The organism is Pseudoalteromonas sp. CnMc7-15 (assembly GCF_022347925.1).
Taxonomy (GTDB): domain Bacteria; phylum Pseudomonadota; class Gammaproteobacteria; order Enterobacterales; family Alteromonadaceae; genus Pseudoalteromonas; species Pseudoalteromonas ruthenica.
The window spans coordinates 267,535-288,538 of sequence record NZ_JAKRFT010000005.1 but is presented as its reverse complement, the minus strand read 5'-3'; the positions used below and the strand labels follow the sequence as shown (position 1 = coordinate 288,538).

The window sequence follows — 21,004 nt, the reverse complement described above, 5'->3', positions numbered from 1 at the left end:
GTATTATGCTTGAAAACAGGCATAAATTACTGAGATAATCTCCCCCTTGATTTTGGGGCCAGTCGCGAGGCGGGGTTTTTAATTCAAATTTTAGAGTTCGTTTGTACTAAAAAATATGGCTGAGAAACGTAATATATTTCTAGTAGGCCCAATGGGGGCCGGCAAGAGCACAATTGGTCGTCACATCGCAGATCAACTACACCTTGAGTTTTATGACTCAGATAACGAAATTGAGCGCCGCACTGGTGCTGATATTGCGTGGGTGTTCGATATTGAGGGCGAAGAAGGTTTTCGTCGTCGCGAAGAGACTGTGATCACTGATTTAACCGAGCTTCAAGGTATTGTACTTGCAACGGGTGGTGGCTCTGTAGTCAGTAAAGAAGTACGCAACAAACTGTCTGCACGTGGTATCGTGGTATACCTAGAAACCCCAATCGAAAAGCAAGTGGCTCGCACCCAGCGCGACAAACGTCGTCCGCTACTGCAAACTAAAGAAGATCCACAAGACGTTTTGGAGCGTCTAGCTGAGGAGCGTAACCCGCTCTATCAAGAAGTGGCTGACTTCACGGTTCGCACCGACGAGCAAAGCGCCAAAGTGGTCGCTAACCAAATCATTGAGAAGCTTGATTTCTAAATAAACCAGGGAGAATTGCGCATGCTGGAACTTAATGTTGAACTAGGTGAGCGCAGTTACCCCATTTTCATTGGTGATAATTTACTGCGTGATTCTGAGCGCCTAGGGTCTTTCTTAGGTCAAAATCGACCAGTTATTGTCACCAATGAAACCATCGCCCCGCTGTATCTAGATATCCTCATAAATACCTTGCATGAACACCAACCATTAGTGTTTGTGATGCCTGATGGTGAGCAATTTAAAACGCTGCAATGGTTCGAGCGCTTAAATGCGTTTTTGCTTGAGCATAATTGTGGACGTGACACTTGCCTGCTAGCGCTAGGCGGAGGTGTCATTGGCGACCTTACCGGCTTTGTTGCGGCGTGTTATCAGCGCGGCATCGACTTTATACAAATTCCAACGACTCTGTTATCGCAAGTTGACTCGTCTGTCGGCGGTAAAACAGCCGTTAATCACCCCCTTGGGAAAAATATGATTGGCGCTTTTTACCAGCCGCAAGCGGTATTTATTGATAATCGTGTGCTCAACACTTTGCCGAGCAAGGAATTTGCTGCAGGAATGGCGGAAGTGGTCAAATATGGGCTAATTTATGATGCCGATTTATTTGCACAACTAGAACAGCACAGTGATGAAATCAAGGCACAGCACCCGCAGTTGTTACCGCGAGTTATCCATCGTTGCTGTGAAATTAAAGCACAAATTGTTGCCCAAGATGAGAAAGAAGCGGGCCTGCGTGCTCTGCTCAATCTCGGTCATACCTTTGGCCATGCTATCGAGGCACACATGGGCTATGGCCAGTGGTTACATGGTGAGGCCGTAGCCGCCGGGATGGTATTAGCCGCGAAGTTAGCCGTGATGCGTGGTTGGCTTAGTGAACAAGAATTAACGCGCATTGTGACTTTATTAGCGAATTATGATTTACCAACCAGCGCGCCAGAGCAAATGAGCTGCCAAGACTTTATCGCGCATATGAGAAAAGATAAAAAGAATAAGGCGGGCCGCATACGCTTTATCCTTCCTACGGCTTTTGGTCGCTGTGAACTTATCGATGATGTATCAGAGGCCGAGTTAGATACTTTGTTTTCACGCTAATGCAATCGCAAATACTTCCCTCGCGAGCAGCCTTAGCCAAGCGCATCGCGCTGCAATTTAGCTATGGGCAAAACCTTATTCATTTGGTTGCCGCTCCAGGATTCGGTAAGAGCTATCTTTTAGAGCACTTTGTAACCGACCACTACGAACCCTTTAGTAAGGCCTATATTGAGGTTGGCGCTAAGACGCGGGATGAAGATGTGGTGACTCACCTGTTGGAGCATAGCTTTTCTTATCCTTTGGTGGATGTAAACGAGACCCTTAGTGATAACTTCTATCGGTTAGTAAAGGAGCAGGGGGAGCGACAGTTACTTTGGGTTATAGATAACGCCAAACAGCTATCGCAGGAACTGATCATTGAGTTAGAAAAGCTTGCGACAACAGCGCCAGGCGTTCTGTATATCCTCTGTGCATCTTCTCGCGCGGAACTATTTGAAAACGCCGTAGATATTCATCTAGAACCGCTGTCCGACTCGGAAAGCATACGTCTTATGCAAAGCTTTTATAAGACCTTACCACCGGCAGAAGACCCCATTTTTGCTGAATTCGTGCGTCAATGCCACGGCAATCCAGCATTGTTGTTACAGTGGCACCAAGAACAGCAGATGCCAAAACACACGGCAGAGCCAACCCGGCGATGGTGGCTCGTGCCGACCATGATTGTTGTTATTTTGATTGTTATTGGCTTGGTTTATCAACGTGATGAACTAACGGTCATGCTGCCACAAAGCGAGAATGCGCCGGTGGTTGCTAACGATGCGGTCTTTGCAAAGCAGCAACAACCCTCGCAGGGCGCACATGAGGGCAACATGCCGCAGCCTGAGCAAGCGAGTGACGACAACCTCATCACTGAAAAGCTAGAAAATGATACTCAAGCTGTGGTTGCAGCACTGCAACAGCCAGCCACGCAGGCGGCTACAGAGCAGGCACAGCCAGTAGAGGAAGCCGAGCCTGAACAGCGACAGAGCGTACCGACCAATAGCCACATGCTGCCATATGATCATCACTGGTATAATCGCCAAGATGATAATTTATGGTTATGGCAACTAACCGTGATGTCTAACGAGCAGCAGGTAAAGGCGTATATTGCCCGCCATAATCTCGAGAAAAAAGTACGTCATTATCAACGCGCTGATAAAGGATGGCATATTCTGACTTGGGCACAGCCCGCTAGTCGTAGCGCAATTGATGCACAGCTTACAGAAATTGCAGAGCTACTGCCTAGTTTAGAGCCCTACGCAAAGCAAATCAGTAAGATAAAAGCAGAGATAGACTCGCAACCTAACCCTGAGTTGCGGTAGAATCTTGCGTTAACATCGCCCGCCGCGATGCTGTGATATTTAATTCATAACCGATGAGCAAGTGATTTAATGCAAAAGAAAACCCGTGCTTTCCTGAAGTGGGCGGGCGGCAAATATAGCTTGGTAGATGATATTGCCAAGCGCTTAGATACCGCACAGGCGCTGACGGGCAATCGCGCTACGACACTGGTCGAGCCCTTTGTCGGCGCAGGTTCGGTGTTTCTCAATACGCACTTTGATCATTATGTGCTCAATGATATCAACGCTGATCTTATTAACCTTTACCGTGAATTAACCCACGCCCCTGATGAGTTTATCAGTGACGCTCGTAAGTTATTCAGTGCGGTCAATAATGATGCTGATATTTACTATGATTTGCGCAAACAGTTTAATGCCAGTCGCGATGCCTACGAGCGTGCCATATTATTTTTGTACATGAATCGTCATGGTTACAATGGCCTGTGCCGCTATAACCTAAAAGGCATTTTTAACGTCCCATTTGGCAAATACAAAAAGCCCTACTTTCCAGAGAAGGAAATGTACTTCTTTGCTGAAAAGGCGCAGCGAGCGACATTTACTTGTTTGAGCTATAAAGATGTTTTTGCCCAGTTGCCAAAAAATGCAGTGGTGTACTGCGATCCCCCTTATGTGCCATTAAGTAAAACCGCATCCTTCACCTCTTATGCAAAAGGTGGCTTTAATCTTGATGATCAGGCTAACCTTGCCAATTTAGCGGAGCAAGCTGCGGGAGTAAGTAACACTTCGGTGTTGATCTCTAACCATGATACCCTTTGGACGCGCAAAATATATGAGCAAGCGAGTATTGATGTGCTGAATGTAAAGCGCACAATTAGCCCCAAGGGACATGCTCGCAATAAGGTAAGTGAGTTGATGGCGATGTATTTATCTGGCCGGCAATACCAATTGAACCAAACCAAGCACGCCTAAAATAAACGCGATAAATAATACGATAGCGATAGCAATAAGCACTTTTGGATTATGGTGCTTAAAGTCATGCTCACGCTTGGCATTACTTTGAACCCCAAAAAATGCGGCGATAACGCTTTGCAGTTGCGACCACATAAGTAGAGTCGTGACTTAGTAAGATTTGCTTGAGAATTGGCGAGACTTGTTGTCGTCGCGGGTCAATAGTTCGAGTAAATCGAGGTAGTGAAATTGTGCGCTGCGGCTGTCGCCAGTTAACCATGCGAACCAAGACTGTTGGGCTTGGTGGTTACAGGCTTGCTTCATATCGATGTCATAGGTAGAGGCGGAGCCGTTACATTGGCATTGTTCTAACGCCACTTGTTGCGCTTGTACTGAGCTGTTTATGCTGAAGGCAGCGACTGTAACACCTAATGCAGCGGCTGCTACAAGCAGTGTACGAGTTTTAAGGCCAAACATATCCATCTCCAGTCCATTAGTATTAACCAGAGCTTACTCAATATTGATTAAAAAAACAACTGAATATTAACTGAAAAACAAAACTTTTTCTTTAAAAATAAGGGTCTTATGTTTAATTAATGTTAATTTTTGTTTTTAAATTATTGTTTCTTTTCACTTATCTGTGCAGCAAAGTTCGCAAACTTAATTTACTAAGCTGACACGCTCGTCTGTTTTCCGTTAAAGTAACGGCTCAGTTCAAAGGAGCCGTAATATGAAAGATTACCTGATAGCGCCGTCTATTTTAGCAGCCGACTTTGCTCGCCTCGGTGATGAAGTAGAACGCGTATTGGCGGGTGGAGCCGATGTGATTCATTTCGATGTAATGGATAACCATTATGTTCCCAACCTTACTTTTGGCCCTATGGTGTGCAAAGCGATACGGGACTTTGGTATTAGTGCACCGATTGATGTGCACCTAATGGTTAAGCCTGTCGATAGTTTAATTCCGCAGTTTGCACAAGCCGGTGCCAGTATTATTACTTTCCACCCCGAAGCCAGTGAGCACATTGATAGAAGCTTAGCGCTAATCAAAGAGCAGGGCTGTAAAGCCGGGCTGGTCCTCAATCCTGCAACACCTTTGCATATTTTAGAGCATGTGATGGATAAACTGGACGTTATTCTTCTGATGTCGGTGAATCCAGGTTTTGGTGGCCAAAGCTTTATTCCCCATACACTAGAAAAGCTGCGCCAGACCCGTGCATTGATTGACGCCAGCGGCCGTGATATTCGCTTAGAGGTGGATGGCGGCATAAAAGTAGATAACATTGCTGAAGTTGCAGCAGCCGGCGCCGATATGTTTGTGGCTGGTTCGGCGATTTTCAACCAACCCGATTATAAAGCGGTGATTACGCAAATGCGCGACCAATTGGCAAAGGTGCAGGCGTGAAGTATCAAGCGCTGCTATTTGACTTAGACGGCACCTTAGTGGATAGCGCTGAGGATATGTATATTGCTAGCAACTTGATGCTAACTGATTTAGCACGGCCCATCGTCTCGCAAACTATGGTGCGTCAGTTTGTAGGCAATGGTATTGAGATGCTAGTGAAACGACTCCTGAGCGGTGACATGGCGGTGAATCCCCACCTCAGCGCTGCAGATATAGAGCGAGCGACCTCGCTGTTTTTCAGCCATTATGAAGCGGTAGTCGCTGAGCATAGCGCGCTCTATCCCCATGTAGAAACGGTACTTGCAGCATTTGCACATATTCCCAAAGCTGTGGTGACTAATAAAGCGCGTCGCTTTACCTTGCCGCTGCTAGAGAAAATGGCCATTGCCCGCCATTTCGATGTTGTTGTATGTGGCGATGATGGCGACAAGAAACCGGCCCCGACACCGCTTTTGAGTGCGAGCGAACAATTAGCCGTTGCACCTAAGGACTGCCTTATGATCGGAGACTCCAAATCTGATCTATTGGCTGCGCAGGCAGCCGCAATGGATTGCCTTGCACTTACCTATGGCTATCATCAAGGCGAAGATTTAAGGCAATACAATCCACAGTACCTCTGTGACCAATTCTTAGATATAATCACGACCATTAATTGATCAGTAATAAAGGAACATCATGAGTAAACCCGTAGTGTTAAGTGGCATTCAGCCAACCGGTGGTATGACAATAGGCAATTACGTTGGCGCCATTAACCAGTGGCTTAGCTTGCAAGAGCATCATGAAAGTTACTTTATGCTTGTTGATTTGCACGCCATCACCATTCGCCAAGAGCCTGAGGTGTTAAAATCGCGAGTATTAGATGGCATTGCTCTGTACACCGCATGCGGTATCGACCCACAGAAGTCAGCGTTATTCGTGCAATCGCAAGTGCCAGAGCATGCCCAATTGGCATGGGTGCTAAATTGCTACGCACAAATGGGTGAGCTTAACCGCATGACCCAATTTAAAGATAAATCATCCAAGCATGCTAACAATGTCAATGTTGGTTTGTTTTCTTACCCGGTATTACAAGCGGCTGATATTCTTTTATATCAGGCTGACCAAGTGCCTGTTGGCGAAGACCAAAAGCAACACTTAGAGTTAACCCGTGATATCGCGACCCGCTTTAACAACCTATATGGTGAGGTCTTTAAAATTCCTGAGCCATATATCCCAGAATTTGGGGCTCGGGTAATGAGCTTGCAAGATCCACTGAAAAAGATGTCAAAGTCGGATGATAACCCTAATGGTTACATCATGTTGTTGGATGAACCCAAGAAAATAGAGAAGAAGCTGAAAAAAGCGGTGACCGATTCCGATGAACAGGCGCGTATCTATTTCGATCGCGAAGAAAAGCCTGGGGTGTCTAACTTGTTGACCTTACTGTCAGTGGCGACCAAGCGTAGCATTGATGAGTTAGTCCCTGAATATGAAGATAAAATGTATGGGCATTTGAAGAAAGATACTGCTGAAGCGGTGGTTGGTATGATTGAGCCAATCCAACAGCGCTTCAAGGAGATCCGTGAAGATCAGCCACTGCTTGAAAAGATCATGAAAGAGGGAGCCGAGAAGGCCAGTGCTAAAGCCGCCCCCACTTTGAAAGCGGTGTATGACGCATTAGGGTTTATCCCACGCCCATAGATGGCTTGCCAGTGTAAATGACCACAAAAGCCAAGCGCGAAAGCTTGGCTTTTTAATGGAAGATTCCATGTTATTGATGATAGATAATTACGACTCCTTCACCTTTAACCTGGTGCAGTATTTCCAGCGCCTTGACCAAGAAGTGCTGGTAAAGCGCAATGATGAACTCACGTTAGCTGAGATCCGTGCGTTAAACCCAGCACATATCGTGCTTTCACCGGGCCCTTGTAGTCCCAATGAGGCGGGGGTATGTGTGGATGTGGTGCGTCGCTTTGCCGGACATATTCCTATTTTAGGAGTTTGCTTGGGGCATCAAAGTATCGCCCAAGCTATGGGGGCGCAGGTGGTGCGTGCCAAGCAAGTTATGCATGGAAAAACGTCAACCATCTATACTAAGGAGCAGGGCGTATTTGCGGGGTTGCCGCAGCATTTCGAAGTATGTCGTTACCACTCTTTAGTGGTGGCCCCAGCGTCTCTGCCTGAATCCTTAGAAATTACAGCGTGGACACAAGATGAGCACGAAAACATGGATGAAATCATGGGTTTGGTTCATACTTCTAAGGCATTGGAGGGCATTCAATTTCATCCTGAGGCCATTCTAACTGAACATGGGCTCACGATGTTGCAGCACTTCATTCACAGGTACTAGGGCTTATAAGCGTTAGCAGCCTCAACGCAGCAAACATATAGAAGCGGTATAACTTAGTAATTATGGTGACTAAAACAGAGCAAATTCGCCAACGTGTGGATGCCCTAGAACAGCGTTTTAATGACTTGCTGTTAGGGCATAGCTTTGCGCAGCAACAAATAGGTTTTATTAAAACCTTTGATATTCAATATGGTAAACCTCTTAAGCAGCGGACCTTATTGGAGGTCGAGCAGGCGGCGCACAGTCAACGGCAAAAACAAAGCTCAGAAAAGCTGCAGTTCACCGCCAAAGTCAGTACCAAATTACACGCGATCATTGAGAATGCAATCAATGAGCAGCTCCACAATGCTGATAACCTATATTCCGAAGTGTTAGGTATCCAAGATGCGGTCCCCACTATTTTAGATATCCTAGGCGCAAAAGCGGCGAGCGTTGGCCGCTTAGAGCCGCTCGTGAATGATTTAAGTTGGCTCGGGCGAGAACTCGTTACCTTAGTGAACTTACCTCAGTATCGCCAAGAGCGAGCCAATCGTGGTGTGAAGATTGACACCCCCGCGTTGGCGATTCGCTATTTGGGTTTAGATAACCTCCGCCTAACCATTCCTACTTACGCTATGCGCCATTGGTTGCCACACAGCACTGAGCCTTTTAGTTTATTGAAGCGTAAGTTACGCGAATCAGCAATGAGTCGAGCGATAGCGGCGTATGAGCTGGCTCAACTACAGGGTCTTAATCCATACAGTGCGTATATCGCTGCGTTGTTCTTGGATTTAGGCCGGGTCGCGCTAACAAGACTGTACTTACGTTTGTTCCAACAGATTTGGCAACGTAAGGTGACGTTGGCACGAGATGAAGGCAACAAACGCCTCCATGATGCGCTCATTGCTATCGAGCCTGATCCACTGTATTTACGTAACCTTTTCGTTGAGCGCTCGTTGGAGATCACCCGCTCATTGGTCGAGAAAATGGGCTTTCGATATATTGGCCTTAACGCATTGCTGGATGATTTTGCTTTGGTCGAAGCCAGTGAGCAGTCTGGCTTGGCGCAGGTTTTGGTGCATGCTAGCTGCTACAGTCAATATTTGATGCTGCACGAGCATCAACTTATCGAAGATGACGAGCGCACCCTATGGTTCAACTATGTGGGTCTGCAAAGTGACCATGTCCAACACCTAGAAAAGACCAATTTGCACAATTTAGCACTGCAAATTGACGGCTAACTGAAAATTTTTTGTAAATTTTTTTGCGTATATTCATTCATTATTCACTCCTTGGGCTCTTTCGGTGCTGCGCATAAGCTATAGTTCAATTTCCTAAAAGAATTCCAAGATAGTTATTCACTGATTATGAAAAACTATCCTCAAAGCCTTTGTTTTCAAGGGCTGCATGAAAGCTTTGCATGAGACTTTAAGGTCTTTTTCTGAAATAATGGGATATCAACTAGTGTACTGCGCTACTTAAAAGTAGGCCGTATTTATCGCTTTTCGTGTCCCGCCTGTCGGCGTGCTTTAGATGCGACACAAAAGTAATACTCAGTGAGGAAATGAAATGACAGTTAATCGCGCTTTATTCGACGAGGTAATGGTACCTAATTACAACCCTTCTGCGGTTATCCCTGTACGCGGCGAAGGTTCGCGGGTGTGGGACCAGCAAGGCAAAGAGTTTATCGACTTCGCTGGTGGTATTGCGGTTAACTGTTTGGGCCATTGCCACCCTGCCTTAGTCAACGCATTGAAAGAGCAAGGTGAAAAGATTTGGCACCTGTCGAACATCTGGACTAATGAACCAGCCTTGCGTTTAGCAAAGAAAATGACCGACAACACCTTTGCTGACAAAGTGTATTTTGCTAACTCTGGCGCTGAAGCCAATGAAGCCGCACTAAAGCTGGCACGTCGTTGGGCAATCGATGTGCACGGTGAGCACAAATCGAAAATTATCTCCTTCAACAAAGGTTTCCATGGGCGCACCTTCTTTACCGTGACCGTAGGCGGTCAGGCTGCGTATTCTGACGGCTTTGGCCCGAAACCGGGTGACGTCGTTCACTGCGACTATAACGACCTGGAAAGCTTCAAAGCGCTGATTGACGATAATACCTGTGCGGTGATGATGGAGCCGTTGCAAGGTGAAGGTGGTATTATCGCGCCGGAGCAAGCATTTGTTGAGGGTGTGCGTGAACTGTGTGACCAGCACAATGCTTTACTTATTTTTGATGAAGTACAAACAGGTGTAGGTCGTACCGGCGAGCTTTACGCTTACCAAGGTCTTGGCGTGACGCCAGACATTCTAAGCTCAGCAAAAGCGCTCGGTGGTGGTTTTCCTATCGGTGCAATGTTAACCACAGCAGAGATTGCACAGCACCTTAAGCCGGGTACACATGGCTCTACCTATGGTGGTAACCCACTTGCTTGTGCGGTAGCCGAAGCGGCATTTGACACCGTAAACGACGCCACGGTACTGGCCGGTGTTAAAGAAAAAGAAGCGTTATTCAAATCGCTACTTAACGACATCAATGCTAAATACGACGTATTTTCTGAAATTCGCGGTAAGGGCTTGCTGTTAGGTGCAGTTGTGAACGATAAATTCAAAGGTCGTGCACGCGAATTCTTAGTTGCGAGTATGGAGCAGGGGTTGATGTCGCTTGTTGCGGGTGCCGATGTAGTACGCTTCACTCCGTCTTTAGTGATCCCTGAAGCCGATATCCGTGAAGGCATGGCGCGCTTTGAAAAAGCGGTAGCAAGCCTAGTCTAACCTGCCTGGGGCTGCAAAGCCCCATCCTGTAGTAAGTAAATTGCTGGAGTTCCACCTTGCCTTCTCGGTGAGGTTACGGGCTCCTTTGGTATTTAACCTTTAGGGAGTAAGCGAGTCGATGATGATTCTTCGCCCAATCCAACAAGATGATTATCAGGATTTATTGATCATGGCCGAAGAGTCGGGCCATGGTTTTACATCCTTGCCGTTAAATGAAGAGTTGCTGCAGAATAAAATCGCACGCTCCGTACAGTCATTCGCGAAGCCGACTGAAAAGGCTGGAGACGAGGGCTATTTATTCGTATTGGAAGACAGTGAAACCGGTGAAATTGCGGGAACCTGTGGCATTGAAGCTGCAGTGGGCCTAGATGATGCATTTTACCACTACCATCTCAGCAAAGTGATTCATTCTTCACGCACTTTGGGAGTGTATAAAGCCGTTGATATTCTTACTTTATGTAATGACTATACCGGTGCAACAGAGCTGTGTACGCTGTTCTTGAAGGAAAAATACCGACAAAAATACAACGGCAAACTATTATCGAAGTCACGTATGCTGTTTATTAATCAGCACCGACAGCGTTTTGCCGATACCGTTATTGCAGAAATGCGCGGCGTGTCTGATGAAAATGGCGATAGCCCATTTTGGCAGTGGTTGGAAGAGCACTTTTTCTCAATGGATTTTCCGACGGCTGATTACCTCACCGGCATTGGCCAGAAAGTATTCATCGCTGAGTTGATGCCAAAATACCCGATTTACGTCAACTTGTTGAGTAAAGAAGCACAACAGGTGGTAGGGGAAGTGCACAGCAATACTCGCCCTGCCATTGAGTTGTTAAAAAGTGAAGGTTTCACTTTTAATGGTTATGTCGATATTTTCGATGCCGGACCGACGGTTGAAGCGAAAGTTGATAACATTCGTACTATTGCAAACAGCTCGTTACGTGAAGTGGTTATTGCAGATAACCCAGGTGAGCAAGCGGTATTAGTAGCGAACCAAGGCCTGCAAGACTATCGTGCTGTGGTTATTGAATGCGAATACAACGACGGCGAACAACATATCACACTAAGCCAAGCAACGGCGGATGCTTTAAAGGTTAAAGCAGGCGAGCGCGTTAGCGTGGCAGCATTATAAGGAGCAAGCAATGTCTCATTTAGCTCAATTCATTAATGGTCAATGGACAGCAGGTGAAGGCCAGGCCTTCAATTCCATTAACCCAGCGAACAACAACGTGATTTGGCAAGCAAACAGTGCCACACCTCAGCAAGTTGATGCAGCGGTAAAGGCAGCGCGAGAAGCGTTTATTCCTTGGACAGATAAAACCGTAGAGCAGCGCTTAGAGGTGGTTAAAGCCTTCGTTGAGCAACTTAAAGAAAACAGCGAAGAGCTGGCACTGATTATTGCTCAAGAAACCGGAAAACCATTATGGGAAACGCGCACAGAAGCAGCCGCGATGATTGGCAAAGCAGGCATCTCAGAGCGTGCTTATCATGAGCGCACTGGCACAGTAGAAAACCCAATGCCAGTAGGTAAGGCTGTTATTCGCCACCGTGCACATGGCGTGGTTGCTGTATTCGGTCCATATAACTTCCCGGGTCACCTACCAAATGGGCATATCATCCCAGCGCTGTTAGCGGGTAACACGGTGATCTTTAAACCGTCAGAGCTGACCCCAGCAGTGGCGGAATTCACCTTAAAGTTATGGCAGCAAGCTGGATTACCACAAGGGGTGATTAACCTCGTTCAGGGTGAAGTTGAAACGGGTAAAGCCTTAGCTTCTCACCCAGGTATCGACGGTCTATTCTTCACCGGTTCATCGCGCACAGGTCACGTGTTACATGAGCAGTTCGCAGGTCAGCCAGGTAAAATCTTAGCGTTGGAAATGGGTGGTAATAACCCTCTCATTGTTAAGGATGTAAGCGATGAAAAAGCAGCAGTACATGATATTTTGCAATCAGCCTATATCTCTGCTGGACAGCGTTGTACGTGTGCCCGTAAGTTATTCTTGCCTGCGGGTGAGCAAGGCGATGCGATTCTTGCTCAGTTAATTACGGCGACTAAGAACATTAAAGTGGGCGTCTATGACGCACCAGAACAGCCGTTCATGGGATCCATGATTTCTGAGGCAGCGGCAAAGGGCCTGGTTGCGGCGCAGCAACAACTGGTTGAGCTCGGTGCAGAAGTGTTAGTCGAGCTTAAACATACAGCGGGCACGGGCTTTGTGACTCCTGGAATCTTGGAATGTAGCAATGTTAGTGATTTCCCTGATGACGAGCATTTCGGACCACTTTTGAAAGTATTCCGTTACACGGAGTTTGATGACGCCATTAACAAAGCCAATGATACAGCCTATGGCTTATCTGCAGGCCTGTTAAGCGACAGTGAGCAAGACTATGAATACTTCTTGCGTCGCATCCGTGCCGGTATTGTTAACTGGAACCGTCCAATTACGGGCGCATCGAGCGCAGCACCTTTCGGTGGCATTGGTGCCTCAGGCAATCACCGTGCAAGTGCTTACTACGCAGCAGATTACTGCGCCTACCCAGTTGCTTCTGTGGAACTTGAGAAAGTAACGCTTCCTGAAAAGTTGAGCCCAGGGCTGAGCCTCGACTAATAGCGACTTTATTTGGGTCATAAAAAAGCAGCTTCGGCTGCTTTTTTTAGTGCAAAGCAAGCACTTCAAAGTGGCTATAAAAGCATCGTAAGTCCTAGCTTTTCGGCTAAGTTTCTGCTTAAATCTAGAAAGATTTATAAGAAGTTAATGGTGTTTAATGGTTCTCGACAGACAAGGCTATGATGATCTCATCATGTACCTCACGCAAAACCTCTCGTTGTTTGAGAAGTCCGGTGAGGTCGCTCCTGATGCGCCGACGGTCATGGAGCTTATAGAAGATGTGATCGCCGAGCATGTAATGCTCATCTGTCAGCAGCACACCGAGCTCGATACCGAGCAGCGCAGTCAAATCGTACGTGAAGTCGACGGCATTGTGTACGACCTTCAAGAAGTTCTCAGTAGTGTCACTAATCAACCTGTAACCAAAGAGCAGCGCGAGTTTATTGACGAGTTTGCCGGGTTGATTAAAAATTTATTTGATAACGCCGTCGCTCGCGTATCGGCCTAAGCCGTCGCTTTTGCATACCAAGGGCAAGCATCGTTTAAACTTTGCATTGCCGGTAGCCTCATTTACAATCGCTGTAAACTTATTACCAATAAGAGGTTTACATGCAAGCGAAAGTAAAATGGGTAGAGGGTGATACCTTCATCGGCACATCTGACTCTGGCCACAATGTAGTATTCGATACTGGCAGTGATAGCCATGCCCCTTCACCGATGGAAATGGTTCTTATGTCAGCTGGAGCTTGCTCTTCGGTTGATGTGGTGAGCATTCTAAAGAAAGCTCGACAGCAAGTGAGTGACGTACAAGTTCAGCTCAGTGCCGAGCGCGCGCCATCAGCCCCAAAAGTGTTCACTAAGATTAACCTGCATTTTGTTGTAAGTGGCAAAGAGGTCAGTGAGAAGCATGTTGAGCGCGCTGTTTCACTGTCTGCGGAAAAGTATTGCTCGGTGGCATTGATGCTGGAAAAATCAGTGCAAATCACGCATAGTTTTGAAGTACAAGAAATCGCTTAAAAAGTGCTTTTTCAAGGGGCCAAATTGGGCTAAAATCCGCGCTCTTTTATGGCCCCGATGCGGCTTTTAGCGACTAGGTTTTAAGGTTGGTTTATAGTGAACAAACCCTTCGATAAAATTAAACTTCATGGTTTCAATAACTTAACCAAAAGTTTAAGCTTCAGCATATACGATATCTGCTATGCCAAAACAGAGCAGCAGCGTAAAGAGTACATTGAGTACATTGACGAGCAATACAGTGCTGACCGCCTCACTGATATTTTAGGTGAAGTCGTAGACATAATCGGCGCCAATATTCTTAACGTGGCTCGTCAGGATTATGACCCACAGGGCGCGAGTGTGACTATCTTGGTTTCTGAAGAGCCAGTGCATGAACAAAGCTTTGATAGCGAGGAAACACCGGGCCCGTTACCGGACTCAGTCGTGGCGCACTTGGATAAAAGCCATATATGTGTACACACTTATCCGGAAGCTCATCCTCATGATGGGATTTGCACTTTTAGGGCCGATATTGAAGTATCGACCTGTGGCGTGATCTCGCCATTAAAAGCGCTCAACTTCTTGATCCATTCGTTAGAATCCGACGTTGTGACCATAGACTATCGCGTCCGTGGCTTTACTCGCGACGTTAATGGTGTGAAGCATTATATCGACCATGCCATTAATTCTATCCAAAATTACATGACAGAGGATACCAAAGAGCTCTATCAGATGATGGATGTGAATGTGTATCAAGAAAACTTGTTTCACACCAAAATGATGCTTAAAGAGACAGACCTGAATACCTATTTATTCGGCGTTACCACCGATGAGTTAGAGCAACAAGAGATTGAAGAGATCCGCACGCGTCTCAACCGTGAGATTCAAGAAATCTTTTACGGTCGTAACCTGCCTGACGCGTAGCGATCACTCAGATAGGCAAATCCACCGGCGCTAAATGTTCAAGGGCCCGCTTTTTCACTAGCAGGTCCTTGATCAGAGGCGTTAAAAGCAACTCCATGGCCAAGCCCATTTTGCCACCAGGAACGACCAGCGTGTTCATGCGTGACATAAAGCTTCCTTCAATCATTTGCAGAAAATAAGGAAAGTCGACATCGTCTATGCCGCGAAAACGGATCACCACAAAACTCTCATCTAAAGATGGAATATCTTTGGCGCTAAAGGGGTTAGAGGTATCTACCGTTGGTACTCGCTGAAAATTGATATGGGTGCGGGAAAACTGCGGGGTGATGTGGTTAATGTAATCATCCATGCTGCGAATAATCGACCCCATAACCGCTTCGCGAGAATGACCGCGCTCTGATGTGTCTCGGATCAGCTTTTGGATCCACTCTAAGTTAATGATTGGCACCATGCCAATGAGTAAATCCACATGCTTGGCAACGTCGTAGTCTTCATCAGCAACCCCACCGTGCAAGCCTTCGTAGAACATCAGATCTGTGCCTTGCTCAAGTTCTTGCCAAGGGGTGAATGTGCCTGGTAACTGATTATAGGGAACGGCTTCGTCAAAGGTGTGAAGGTAGCGACGGACCTTACCATTACCGGTCTCGCCGTAATTGGCAAACAGCGACTCTAGCGCCTCAAAGTCATTGGCCTCACGACCAAAGTAGCTAATATGGCGTCCTTGTTGCTCCGCTTCACGAATCTTCTTGTCCATTTCTGGGCGGGTATAGCGATGAAAGCTATCACCCTCAATAAACGCGGCATTTATGTCTAGTGCACGGAAAATGTGCTTGATTGCATTGGTTGTTGTGGTTGTGCCTGCGCCTGAAGAGCCAGTAATTGCCACAATAGGGTGTTTCGCCGACATAAGATTAACCGTTTGTTAATTAGAATACCCTTTATAAAGGTGCAGTGCAGTGAAATCAAGCCTAGTTACTTGCGAGACGGTGAATTCACGTTAGTATAGGGAGATTGCCAATAACAATAAAAAATTATGCGTAAATTCAAAAATCTACTGCTTGGTAGTGCCGCTCTTATCGTCACTGCCTCGGCGCCAGCTTGGGCGTTAGATAGCCAAGTATTGCTTTTGCGGGAGCATTCGCAAGGTATCGATGTTTCCGCCATCAGTGATAAAGCAGGGTACAGCAATCAACCTTGGCTTACCGCCAAGGGGGTGTATTACACCCAAGCGGTGACTCAAGCACAGCAATCACAAACAGATATCTTCTTTTACGACTTCGCTACCAACAACCGAGTGAACGTTACACAAAGCAAAAACAGTAGTGAGTATTCACCAACGATGATGCTTGATGGCGATGCAATCTCTGCCGTGGTAGTCGAACCGAATGCGGCACAAAAGTTATGGCGTTTTCCGTTAGATGGCACGGCGCCGCAGCGAATTTTTGACAACGGCATGACCATAGGTTATCACGCTTGGGGGCCGCAAGGCGTGATGGTTTTTGCCTTAGGCGAGCCACATAGCATTCATTATCTGCCTCTTAAAGACCCCAAAAAGGGCAAACACATCGTTGATAACCCCGGTCGCACACTGAGCTATAACTCGGCACTGCGGGTTTACACTTACACCTTTGAGGAACAAGGGCAGAGTTGGTTCGCCACCTATGCAGTTGATGATGATGTATCGAGCAAAGCCTTTCGCCTGCCACAAGGTGTCCAAGATTACACTTGGTTTGACGCGCAGACGGTGATTTATGCAAATCAAAATCGATTATATAAGAAACAGTTGGGTAATGCTCAGCCAGCGCAGCTATGGCACGACTTAAGCGCCCATTGCCAAGGTACCATTACACGCGTGAGCTACCTAGCTACAGAGAAGACCTTGGCATGGGTATGTAATGCCAAAGCTAAAGAGAGCTAATGGCGATTGCAAAAGCGTTGCCAGTGGGTGTGGGCATTCACAACGCGCACCCCTCGGACTATCTTTTGCAATAAGCGCATGTCGGCGAACTCTCGTTGTGGGTATTCCTTGAGGCCGAGCAGATAACAAAACCCAGCTTTACTGCCTAACTGCATGGCACTAATACGGACCTGCTGCTCGAAGTTTAGACGTAAACTACTCAAAGCGGTTTTGTGGCCGTGCTGATCCACGGTGGGCAGAGCACATTTTTGTAGGTAGCCAGCGCGCTCTCCCTCGCCGGAAAACCAAATTCGTGCCTTTTCACTGTAACGACCAGATTTTGCAGGTAAGTCAAACAGTAAGCGCTGATGTCCATGATCTGTCAACCATTGCACATATTCATGTAATCCACAGGAGAATAAGTGTGGATGGATGGGGATCTTACGTGCTTTGATTTTGCCATGAGTATGCACATGCAAGTAAGCGGTGCCAGTGCCTAAATGCACATCTTCCAAAGTGAGGCTGCCAAGTTCATCACTAAAGCCGCCGGTATAATAGGCCAGCAGAGGCAGCCAGAAATGCCAATGCTTGGCTTGCTCGCGTGGTTGTTTTTCGTCGCCGTACACATACCCTGAAAACAGGGTGTGTAATTCCATAGCAGAAAATGGCCGCCGTCCTAGATGGGTTTTCACAGCTTAGTCGGTCAGTGCATTCACTAATGATTGGGCACTTAACTCACTGCAAGCACCTTCTGCCCAATTAACACCTACCCACACGCCATCATCATGCAAAGCGGGAGCTAATTCATCAAAATACTCACTAAGCGATATATCAATGGCTGCGTAGTCTCGCCACTCATTTGCGCATTGTTGCTGTGCCAGTGTTTCGCTGTGCCACAGTAGCAGCACATCTTTGTTATCATCGTATGCCGAGGTCACACTGGCTACACCGCCGTCTGGGGCGCTCAATAACCATAATGTTTGCTGCTCACGGACCTGCTCACAAAAGCTATCAAGTTGCGATTCTATTTCTATATCGTTGCTATTATTCATTATTCGGCCTTTCTTGGATCGGTTTGTGGGGCCAGTTGTTCACGGCTGTACTGTTGCCAAAACGCATGTAATTGCGAATAAACGCTGAAATCGGTGAGTTGACGAAACGCCAACCAATCTAACAGGCAAAATAGGCTGGTTAGTACATAAGCATGCTTTATTTTACCACTGCTAAGTAATTCTTCTAACACCCCTAAACATTGGCTAATGCGCTGATTTTGGAGGTTAAAAAATAACGTATCTTGTGTGGTGTCAAACCCTGAACGCTGGCATAAAAGCAGCTCAACACCGGAATCATTAGCCGCGTTGATAGTTGTTAGTTGGTTACGCTCATCCCAATGCAATGGTTTGAGCTGATGGGCTTGGCTTAAGTATTCAAAAATTACAGTGGAGTCATATATACTCTGCTGCCCGTCGACCAGTACTGGAATTTTCGCTACCGGCGTGTGTTGTAATAGTAGTTTTCGCCCTGCGGGGGAGAAAATATCTATATGTTGGTAAGGAACATCAAGTGTGTGCTGGGCGCACCAAATACGCAGGCGGCGTACGTAGGGGGAGGTATCAGAGCCATACAATTGCATTGTAAAACCTGCCTTGTGAGCAACAATCTCAATAACTGAGCTCCAAAATAGCAGGCTTTACAAGCAATGCAATAGAAATTTGGCGAGCTTAATCGCTGCGGCTAGTCACTTCGAGTAAATGATAACCAAACTGCGTTTGTACTGGACCTTGTACTTGGTTTAATGGGGCTGAAAACACCACTTTATCAAACTCTGGTACCATCATGCCTGGGCCAAACTCTCCAAGCGCTCCGCCGTCTTGTGAGCTCGGACACATGGAGTGTTGTTTTGCCAGTTCTGCGAAATCCTCTCCCTGTTCAATCTTATCTTTTAAATCTAGGCACAGGGCCTCGTTATCCACCAATATATGACGCGCACTTGCCAAAGCCATAAGTTACTCCATTTGTTAATATCATGATTCTGTTAGGCCCTTCGCTGTGGGTGAGCCGGACCTTTTTTACTGCCATTAAGTTTAGACAAACATAATGATTTGTCATTATAGCGCTTGCTCAACAGCTTGGGTAAGCGTTTCTGACATTGGTTTTGTGCGGCTGTTAAAGCGCTGCACCTGTTGTCTATCCTTTGACACTAAGTACTTGTAAAAATTCCAATTTGGAGAGCTGGTTTGCTCGTTCAAAAATTGAAATACCGGATGAGCATCGTCGCCCCTCACCGGTGTCGGCGCGAGCATAGTGAAGGTCACACCATAATTGATGTAGCACACTTCAGCAGTGTCTTTTTCGTCATCTTCCTCTTGGAAAAAATCGTCAGATGGAAACCCTAGCACCACCAAGCCTTGATCTTTGTACTTTTGATGCAGCTGCTCAAGCTCTTTGAACTGCGGTGTAAAACCACAGTTGCTGGCCGTATTAACAATAAGCAAAGGCTTATCTTTAAATTGGCAAAGATTAATACTTTGCTCTGAGCGTAGCTTACGCACTTCAACATCGGTGAAATCGCCACATTCGCTGGCTTCGACTGTAGAGCTAAGCAGTAATAACGCAGCGCTTAGGGTGCTGAGAGTGAATCGGATCATGACCGTCGCCTTTTCATTGTTTGTCTCGCAGAGTACGATACTATCAATGTAAATGATCATTTTTAGCAACCATTATTTATGTTTGAAACCGCTGAATTAAGTGATTTGCCTCGTATCGTAGATATTTACAACCAGACTATCGCCAGTCGCATGGTGACCGCAGACACTGAGCCGGTCACTGTTGAAGAGCGTCGCTCGTGGTTTCTAGGTCATACGCCTGAGCGGCCCATTTTCGTTTACAAACAAGATGAGCGAGTTGTGGGTTGGTTGAGTTTCAAATCTTTTTATGGCCGCCCCGCTTACGACGGCACCGTAGAGGTTGCCATTTATTTATGTGAATCGGTAAGAAGACAGGGATTGGGGCGAAAAGCGCTTAACTTCGTTGAAGCTCATGCCCATACACTGGCAATTGAGAACCTCTTAGCTTTTATATTTAGTCATAATAAACCCAGTATCGGGCTTTTTACCTCGGCGGGATTTTCGGTGTGGGGGCAACTGCCAGATGTGGCGAGAATGGATGGTCAATTATACAGCTTGACCATCCTTGGTAAGTCGCTAGTCACGTAGTTTTGCAAACGCTGTGCCCATGCGCGTGGTGGCCTCGGGAACTTGATCGTCAAGAAAGTCAGCCTGATTAGCTCCCCACGCTAGAATGACAGTGGAGCCAAGCTTGAAGCGCCCCATTTCCTCACCTTTTTTCAGCTTCACTGCGCGGTTTCCTTCGCTTGGGTAATCCCAGCTGAATACATCTTTACCTGCTGGTGGCGTGACTGTCCCAGCCCACACAGTTTCGATGCTGGCAACAATGGTGGCGCCTACCAGTACCATCGCTAGCGGGCCAATGTCTGTATCAAATATGGCCACTACGCGCTCGTTGCGAGCAAATAAGTTGGGCACGTTTTGCGCCGTTAATGGATTTACAGAGAATAAATCGCCAGGTACATAGATCATCCGTTTTAAGGTACCGTCTACTGGCATGTGAATACGGTGGTAATCTTTCGGTGCAAGGTAAATGGTGGCGAACTTACCGCCTAAGAAGGGCTCGGCATCGGCTTGGTTGCCGCCAAGTAACGTCTGCACACTATAATGATGGCCTTTGGCTTGCAGTAATTGACCTTCATTAATATCGCCGAGTTGGCTAATGGCCCCATCAACTGGGTGAGCGATAATATTGTCGTCTTCGCAAAGCGGGCGGATACCGGCTTTGAGTGGGCGAGTGAAAAACTCGTTAAAGCTTTGGTAGTGGCTTGGGTCCTCGTGCTGCGCTTCGCTCATATCAATTTTATATTGCTTGATAAAAAGCTTAATGAGCGAGGTGGTAAACTTGCCCGCCTTTGCTGCGGCTAATTTTCCAACTAAGCGTGATACGCCGTGTTTTGGTAGCGCATATTGAAAAGCGATTTTTACTTTGTCTAAATTCACTGTGTAGATTCCACTGTAATTTGTTAAATGGTAACGAAACCAAAGAGTAAAGGCCAGTTACCAGCC

Annotated in this window: 26 protein-coding genes; 17 read left to right on the top strand and 9 right to left on the bottom strand. The window is 46.7% G+C overall.

Annotation, left to right across the window (positions count from 1 at the left end):
- Positions 1 to 115: 115 nt before the first annotated feature.
- The 4 genes from aroK (at position 116) to MHM95_RS13930 (ending at position 3,975) form a co-directional block, all read left to right on the top strand.
- A complete protein-coding gene (gene aroK, locus MHM95_RS13945; RefSeq protein WP_022945577.1) occupies positions 116 to 634 on the top strand; it encodes a shikimate kinase AroK in 519 nt (172 codons plus the stop codon).
- A 21-nt stretch (positions 635 to 655) separates the two neighbouring features.
- Positions 656 to 1,726 carry a 3-dehydroquinate synthase gene (aroB, locus tag MHM95_RS13940; RefSeq protein WP_239385592.1) on the top strand — a complete coding sequence of 357 codons (1,071 nt, stop codon included), beginning with the start codon at positions 656 to 658 and terminating at the stop codon, positions 1,724 to 1,726.
- Positions 1,726 to 3,027, top strand: a complete 1,302-nt coding sequence (locus MHM95_RS13935; protein WP_239385590.1) for an AAA family ATPase — start codon at positions 1,726 to 1,728, stop codon at positions 3,025 to 3,027. Before aroB ends, MHM95_RS13935 begins: the two co-directional genes overlap by 1 nt.
- A gap of 69 nt (positions 3,028 to 3,096) precedes the next feature.
- Complete coding sequence (locus tag MHM95_RS13930; protein WP_053909870.1) at positions 3,097 to 3,975, top strand: Dam family site-specific DNA-(adenine-N6)-methyltransferase; 879 nt, start codon at positions 3,097 to 3,099, stop codon at positions 3,973 to 3,975.
- On the opposite strand, the gene MHM95_RS13925 is transcribed toward MHM95_RS13930, so the two are convergent.
- Both MHM95_RS13925 and MHM95_RS13920 read right to left on the bottom strand, forming a co-directional pair.
- Complete coding sequence (locus MHM95_RS13925; protein WP_022945581.1) at positions 3,931 to 4,110, bottom strand: DUF2970 domain-containing protein; 180 nt, start codon at positions 4,108 to 4,110, stop codon at positions 3,931 to 3,933. The two genes, MHM95_RS13930 and MHM95_RS13925, sit on opposite strands and share 45 nt — an antisense overlap.
- A 15-nt stretch (positions 4,111 to 4,125) precedes the next feature.
- The gene (locus tag MHM95_RS13920) at positions 4,126 to 4,431 is read right to left on the bottom strand and encodes a hypothetical protein (protein ID WP_026111197.1); all 306 of its coding nucleotides are present in this window, start codon (positions 4,429 to 4,431) and stop codon (positions 4,126 to 4,128) included.
- Between the two features lie 253 nt (positions 4,432 to 4,684).
- On the opposite strand from MHM95_RS13920, the gene rpe reads away from it, so the two are divergent.
- From rpe to speD, 11 genes are all read left to right on the top strand, one after another.
- Positions 4,685 to 5,359: a ribulose-phosphate 3-epimerase gene (rpe, locus tag MHM95_RS13915; protein WP_022945583.1), complete on the top strand. Its 675-nt coding sequence runs from the start codon at positions 4,685 to 4,687 to the stop codon at positions 5,357 to 5,359.
- Positions 5,356 to 6,015, top strand: coding sequence for an HAD-IA family hydrolase (locus tag MHM95_RS13910; protein WP_053909869.1), 660 nt, complete (start codon positions 5,356 to 5,358; stop codon positions 6,013 to 6,015). Before rpe ends, MHM95_RS13910 begins: the two co-directional genes overlap by 4 nt.
- Positions 6,016 to 6,034: 19 nt before the next feature.
- Positions 6,035 to 7,039, top strand: a complete 1,005-nt coding sequence (gene trpS, locus MHM95_RS13905; RefSeq protein WP_022945585.1) for a tryptophan--tRNA ligase — start codon at positions 6,035 to 6,037, stop codon at positions 7,037 to 7,039.
- A 67-nt stretch (positions 7,040 to 7,106) separates the two neighbouring features.
- Positions 7,107 to 7,688, top strand: a complete 582-nt coding sequence (locus MHM95_RS13900) for an aminodeoxychorismate/anthranilate synthase component II (protein WP_239385589.1) — start codon at positions 7,107 to 7,109, stop codon at positions 7,686 to 7,688.
- Between the two features lie 62 nt (positions 7,689 to 7,750).
- Entirely contained in the window at positions 7,751 to 8,908 is a 1,158-nt protein-coding gene (locus tag MHM95_RS13895; protein WP_022945587.1) for an HDOD domain-containing protein, read from the top strand.
- 328 nt (positions 8,909 to 9,236) lie between these two features.
- Positions 9,237 to 10,436 (top strand): aspartate aminotransferase family protein, encoded by a 1,200-nt coding sequence (locus MHM95_RS13890; RefSeq protein ID WP_045979171.1) that lies wholly within the window; start codon positions 9,237 to 9,239, stop codon positions 10,434 to 10,436.
- A 118-nt stretch (positions 10,437 to 10,554) separates the two neighbouring features.
- Complete coding sequence (gene astA / locus MHM95_RS13885; RefSeq protein ID WP_022945589.1) at positions 10,555 to 11,571, top strand: arginine N-succinyltransferase; 1,017 nt, start codon at positions 10,555 to 10,557, stop codon at positions 11,569 to 11,571.
- A 10-nt stretch (positions 11,572 to 11,581) separates the two neighbouring features.
- On the top strand, positions 11,582 to 13,051 hold the full coding sequence (gene astD, locus MHM95_RS13880; protein WP_239385587.1) for a succinylglutamate-semialdehyde dehydrogenase: 1,470 nt from the start codon (positions 11,582 to 11,584) through the stop codon (positions 13,049 to 13,051).
- 157 nt (positions 13,052 to 13,208) lie between these two features.
- Positions 13,209 to 13,559, top strand: a complete 351-nt coding sequence (locus tag MHM95_RS13875) for a DUF3802 family protein (protein ID WP_022945591.1) — start codon at positions 13,209 to 13,211, stop codon at positions 13,557 to 13,559.
- Positions 13,560 to 13,660: 101 nt separating this feature from the next.
- Positions 13,661 to 14,068, top strand: a complete 408-nt coding sequence (locus tag MHM95_RS13870) for an OsmC family protein (protein ID WP_239385586.1) — start codon at positions 13,661 to 13,663, stop codon at positions 14,066 to 14,068.
- A gap of 96 nt (positions 14,069 to 14,164) precedes the next feature.
- Positions 14,165 to 14,971, top strand: a complete 807-nt coding sequence (gene speD, locus MHM95_RS13865; RefSeq protein ID WP_130147193.1) for an adenosylmethionine decarboxylase — start codon at positions 14,165 to 14,167, stop codon at positions 14,969 to 14,971.
- Between the two features lie 7 nt (positions 14,972 to 14,978).
- Here the strand turns inward: speD and MHM95_RS13860 are convergent, their stop codons facing one another.
- On the bottom strand, positions 14,979 to 15,878 hold the full coding sequence (locus MHM95_RS13860) for a phosphoribulokinase (protein ID WP_022945594.1): 900 nt from the start codon (positions 15,876 to 15,878) through the stop codon (positions 14,979 to 14,981).
- 126 nt (positions 15,879 to 16,004) lie between these two features.
- Here MHM95_RS13860 and MHM95_RS13855 point away from each other — a divergent pair, with 126 nt between their 5' ends.
- On the top strand, positions 16,005 to 16,889 hold the full coding sequence (locus MHM95_RS13855) for a hypothetical protein (protein ID WP_045979173.1): 885 nt from the start codon (positions 16,005 to 16,007) through the stop codon (positions 16,887 to 16,889).
- Here the strand turns inward: MHM95_RS13855 and MHM95_RS13850 are convergent.
- The 5 genes from MHM95_RS13850 to MHM95_RS13830 all read right to left on the bottom strand — a co-directional run bounded on the left by MHM95_RS13850 (position 16,886) and on the right by MHM95_RS13830 (position 19,516).
- Complete coding sequence (locus MHM95_RS13850; RefSeq protein ID WP_026111199.1) at positions 16,886 to 17,560, bottom strand: hypothetical protein; 675 nt, start codon at positions 17,558 to 17,560, stop codon at positions 16,886 to 16,888. The genes MHM95_RS13855 and MHM95_RS13850 overlap by 4 nt on opposite strands.
- 3 nt (positions 17,561 to 17,563) lie before the next feature.
- Complete coding sequence (locus tag MHM95_RS13845; protein ID WP_239385584.1) at positions 17,564 to 17,920, bottom strand: DUF2750 domain-containing protein; 357 nt, start codon at positions 17,918 to 17,920, stop codon at positions 17,564 to 17,566.
- Complete coding sequence (locus tag MHM95_RS13840) at positions 17,920 to 18,501, bottom strand: glutathione S-transferase family protein (RefSeq protein WP_239385582.1); 582 nt, start codon at positions 18,499 to 18,501, stop codon at positions 17,920 to 17,922. The genes MHM95_RS13845 and MHM95_RS13840 overlap by 1 nt, the downstream gene beginning before the upstream one ends.
- 88 nt (positions 18,502 to 18,589) lie before the next feature.
- On the bottom strand, positions 18,590 to 18,871 hold the full coding sequence (locus MHM95_RS13835; protein ID WP_022945599.1) for a peptidylprolyl isomerase: 282 nt from the start codon (positions 18,869 to 18,871) through the stop codon (positions 18,590 to 18,592).
- 105 nt (positions 18,872 to 18,976) lie between these two features.
- Complete coding sequence (locus MHM95_RS13830) at positions 18,977 to 19,516, bottom strand: glutathione peroxidase (protein WP_130147203.1); 540 nt, start codon at positions 19,514 to 19,516, stop codon at positions 18,977 to 18,979.
- 78 nt (positions 19,517 to 19,594) lie between these two features.
- Between MHM95_RS13830 and MHM95_RS13825 the strand changes: the two genes are divergently transcribed.
- Positions 19,595 to 20,083, top strand: coding sequence for a GNAT family N-acetyltransferase (locus tag MHM95_RS13825; protein ID WP_239385580.1), 489 nt, complete (start codon positions 19,595 to 19,597; stop codon positions 20,081 to 20,083).
- Here MHM95_RS13825 and asd read toward each other — a convergent pair.
- Positions 20,072 to 20,938 (bottom strand): archaetidylserine decarboxylase, encoded by an 867-nt coding sequence (asd, locus tag MHM95_RS13820; protein WP_022945602.1) that lies wholly within the window; start codon positions 20,936 to 20,938, stop codon positions 20,072 to 20,074. The two genes, MHM95_RS13825 and asd, sit on opposite strands and share 12 nt — an antisense overlap.
- Positions 20,939 to 21,004: the final 66 nt, after the last annotated feature.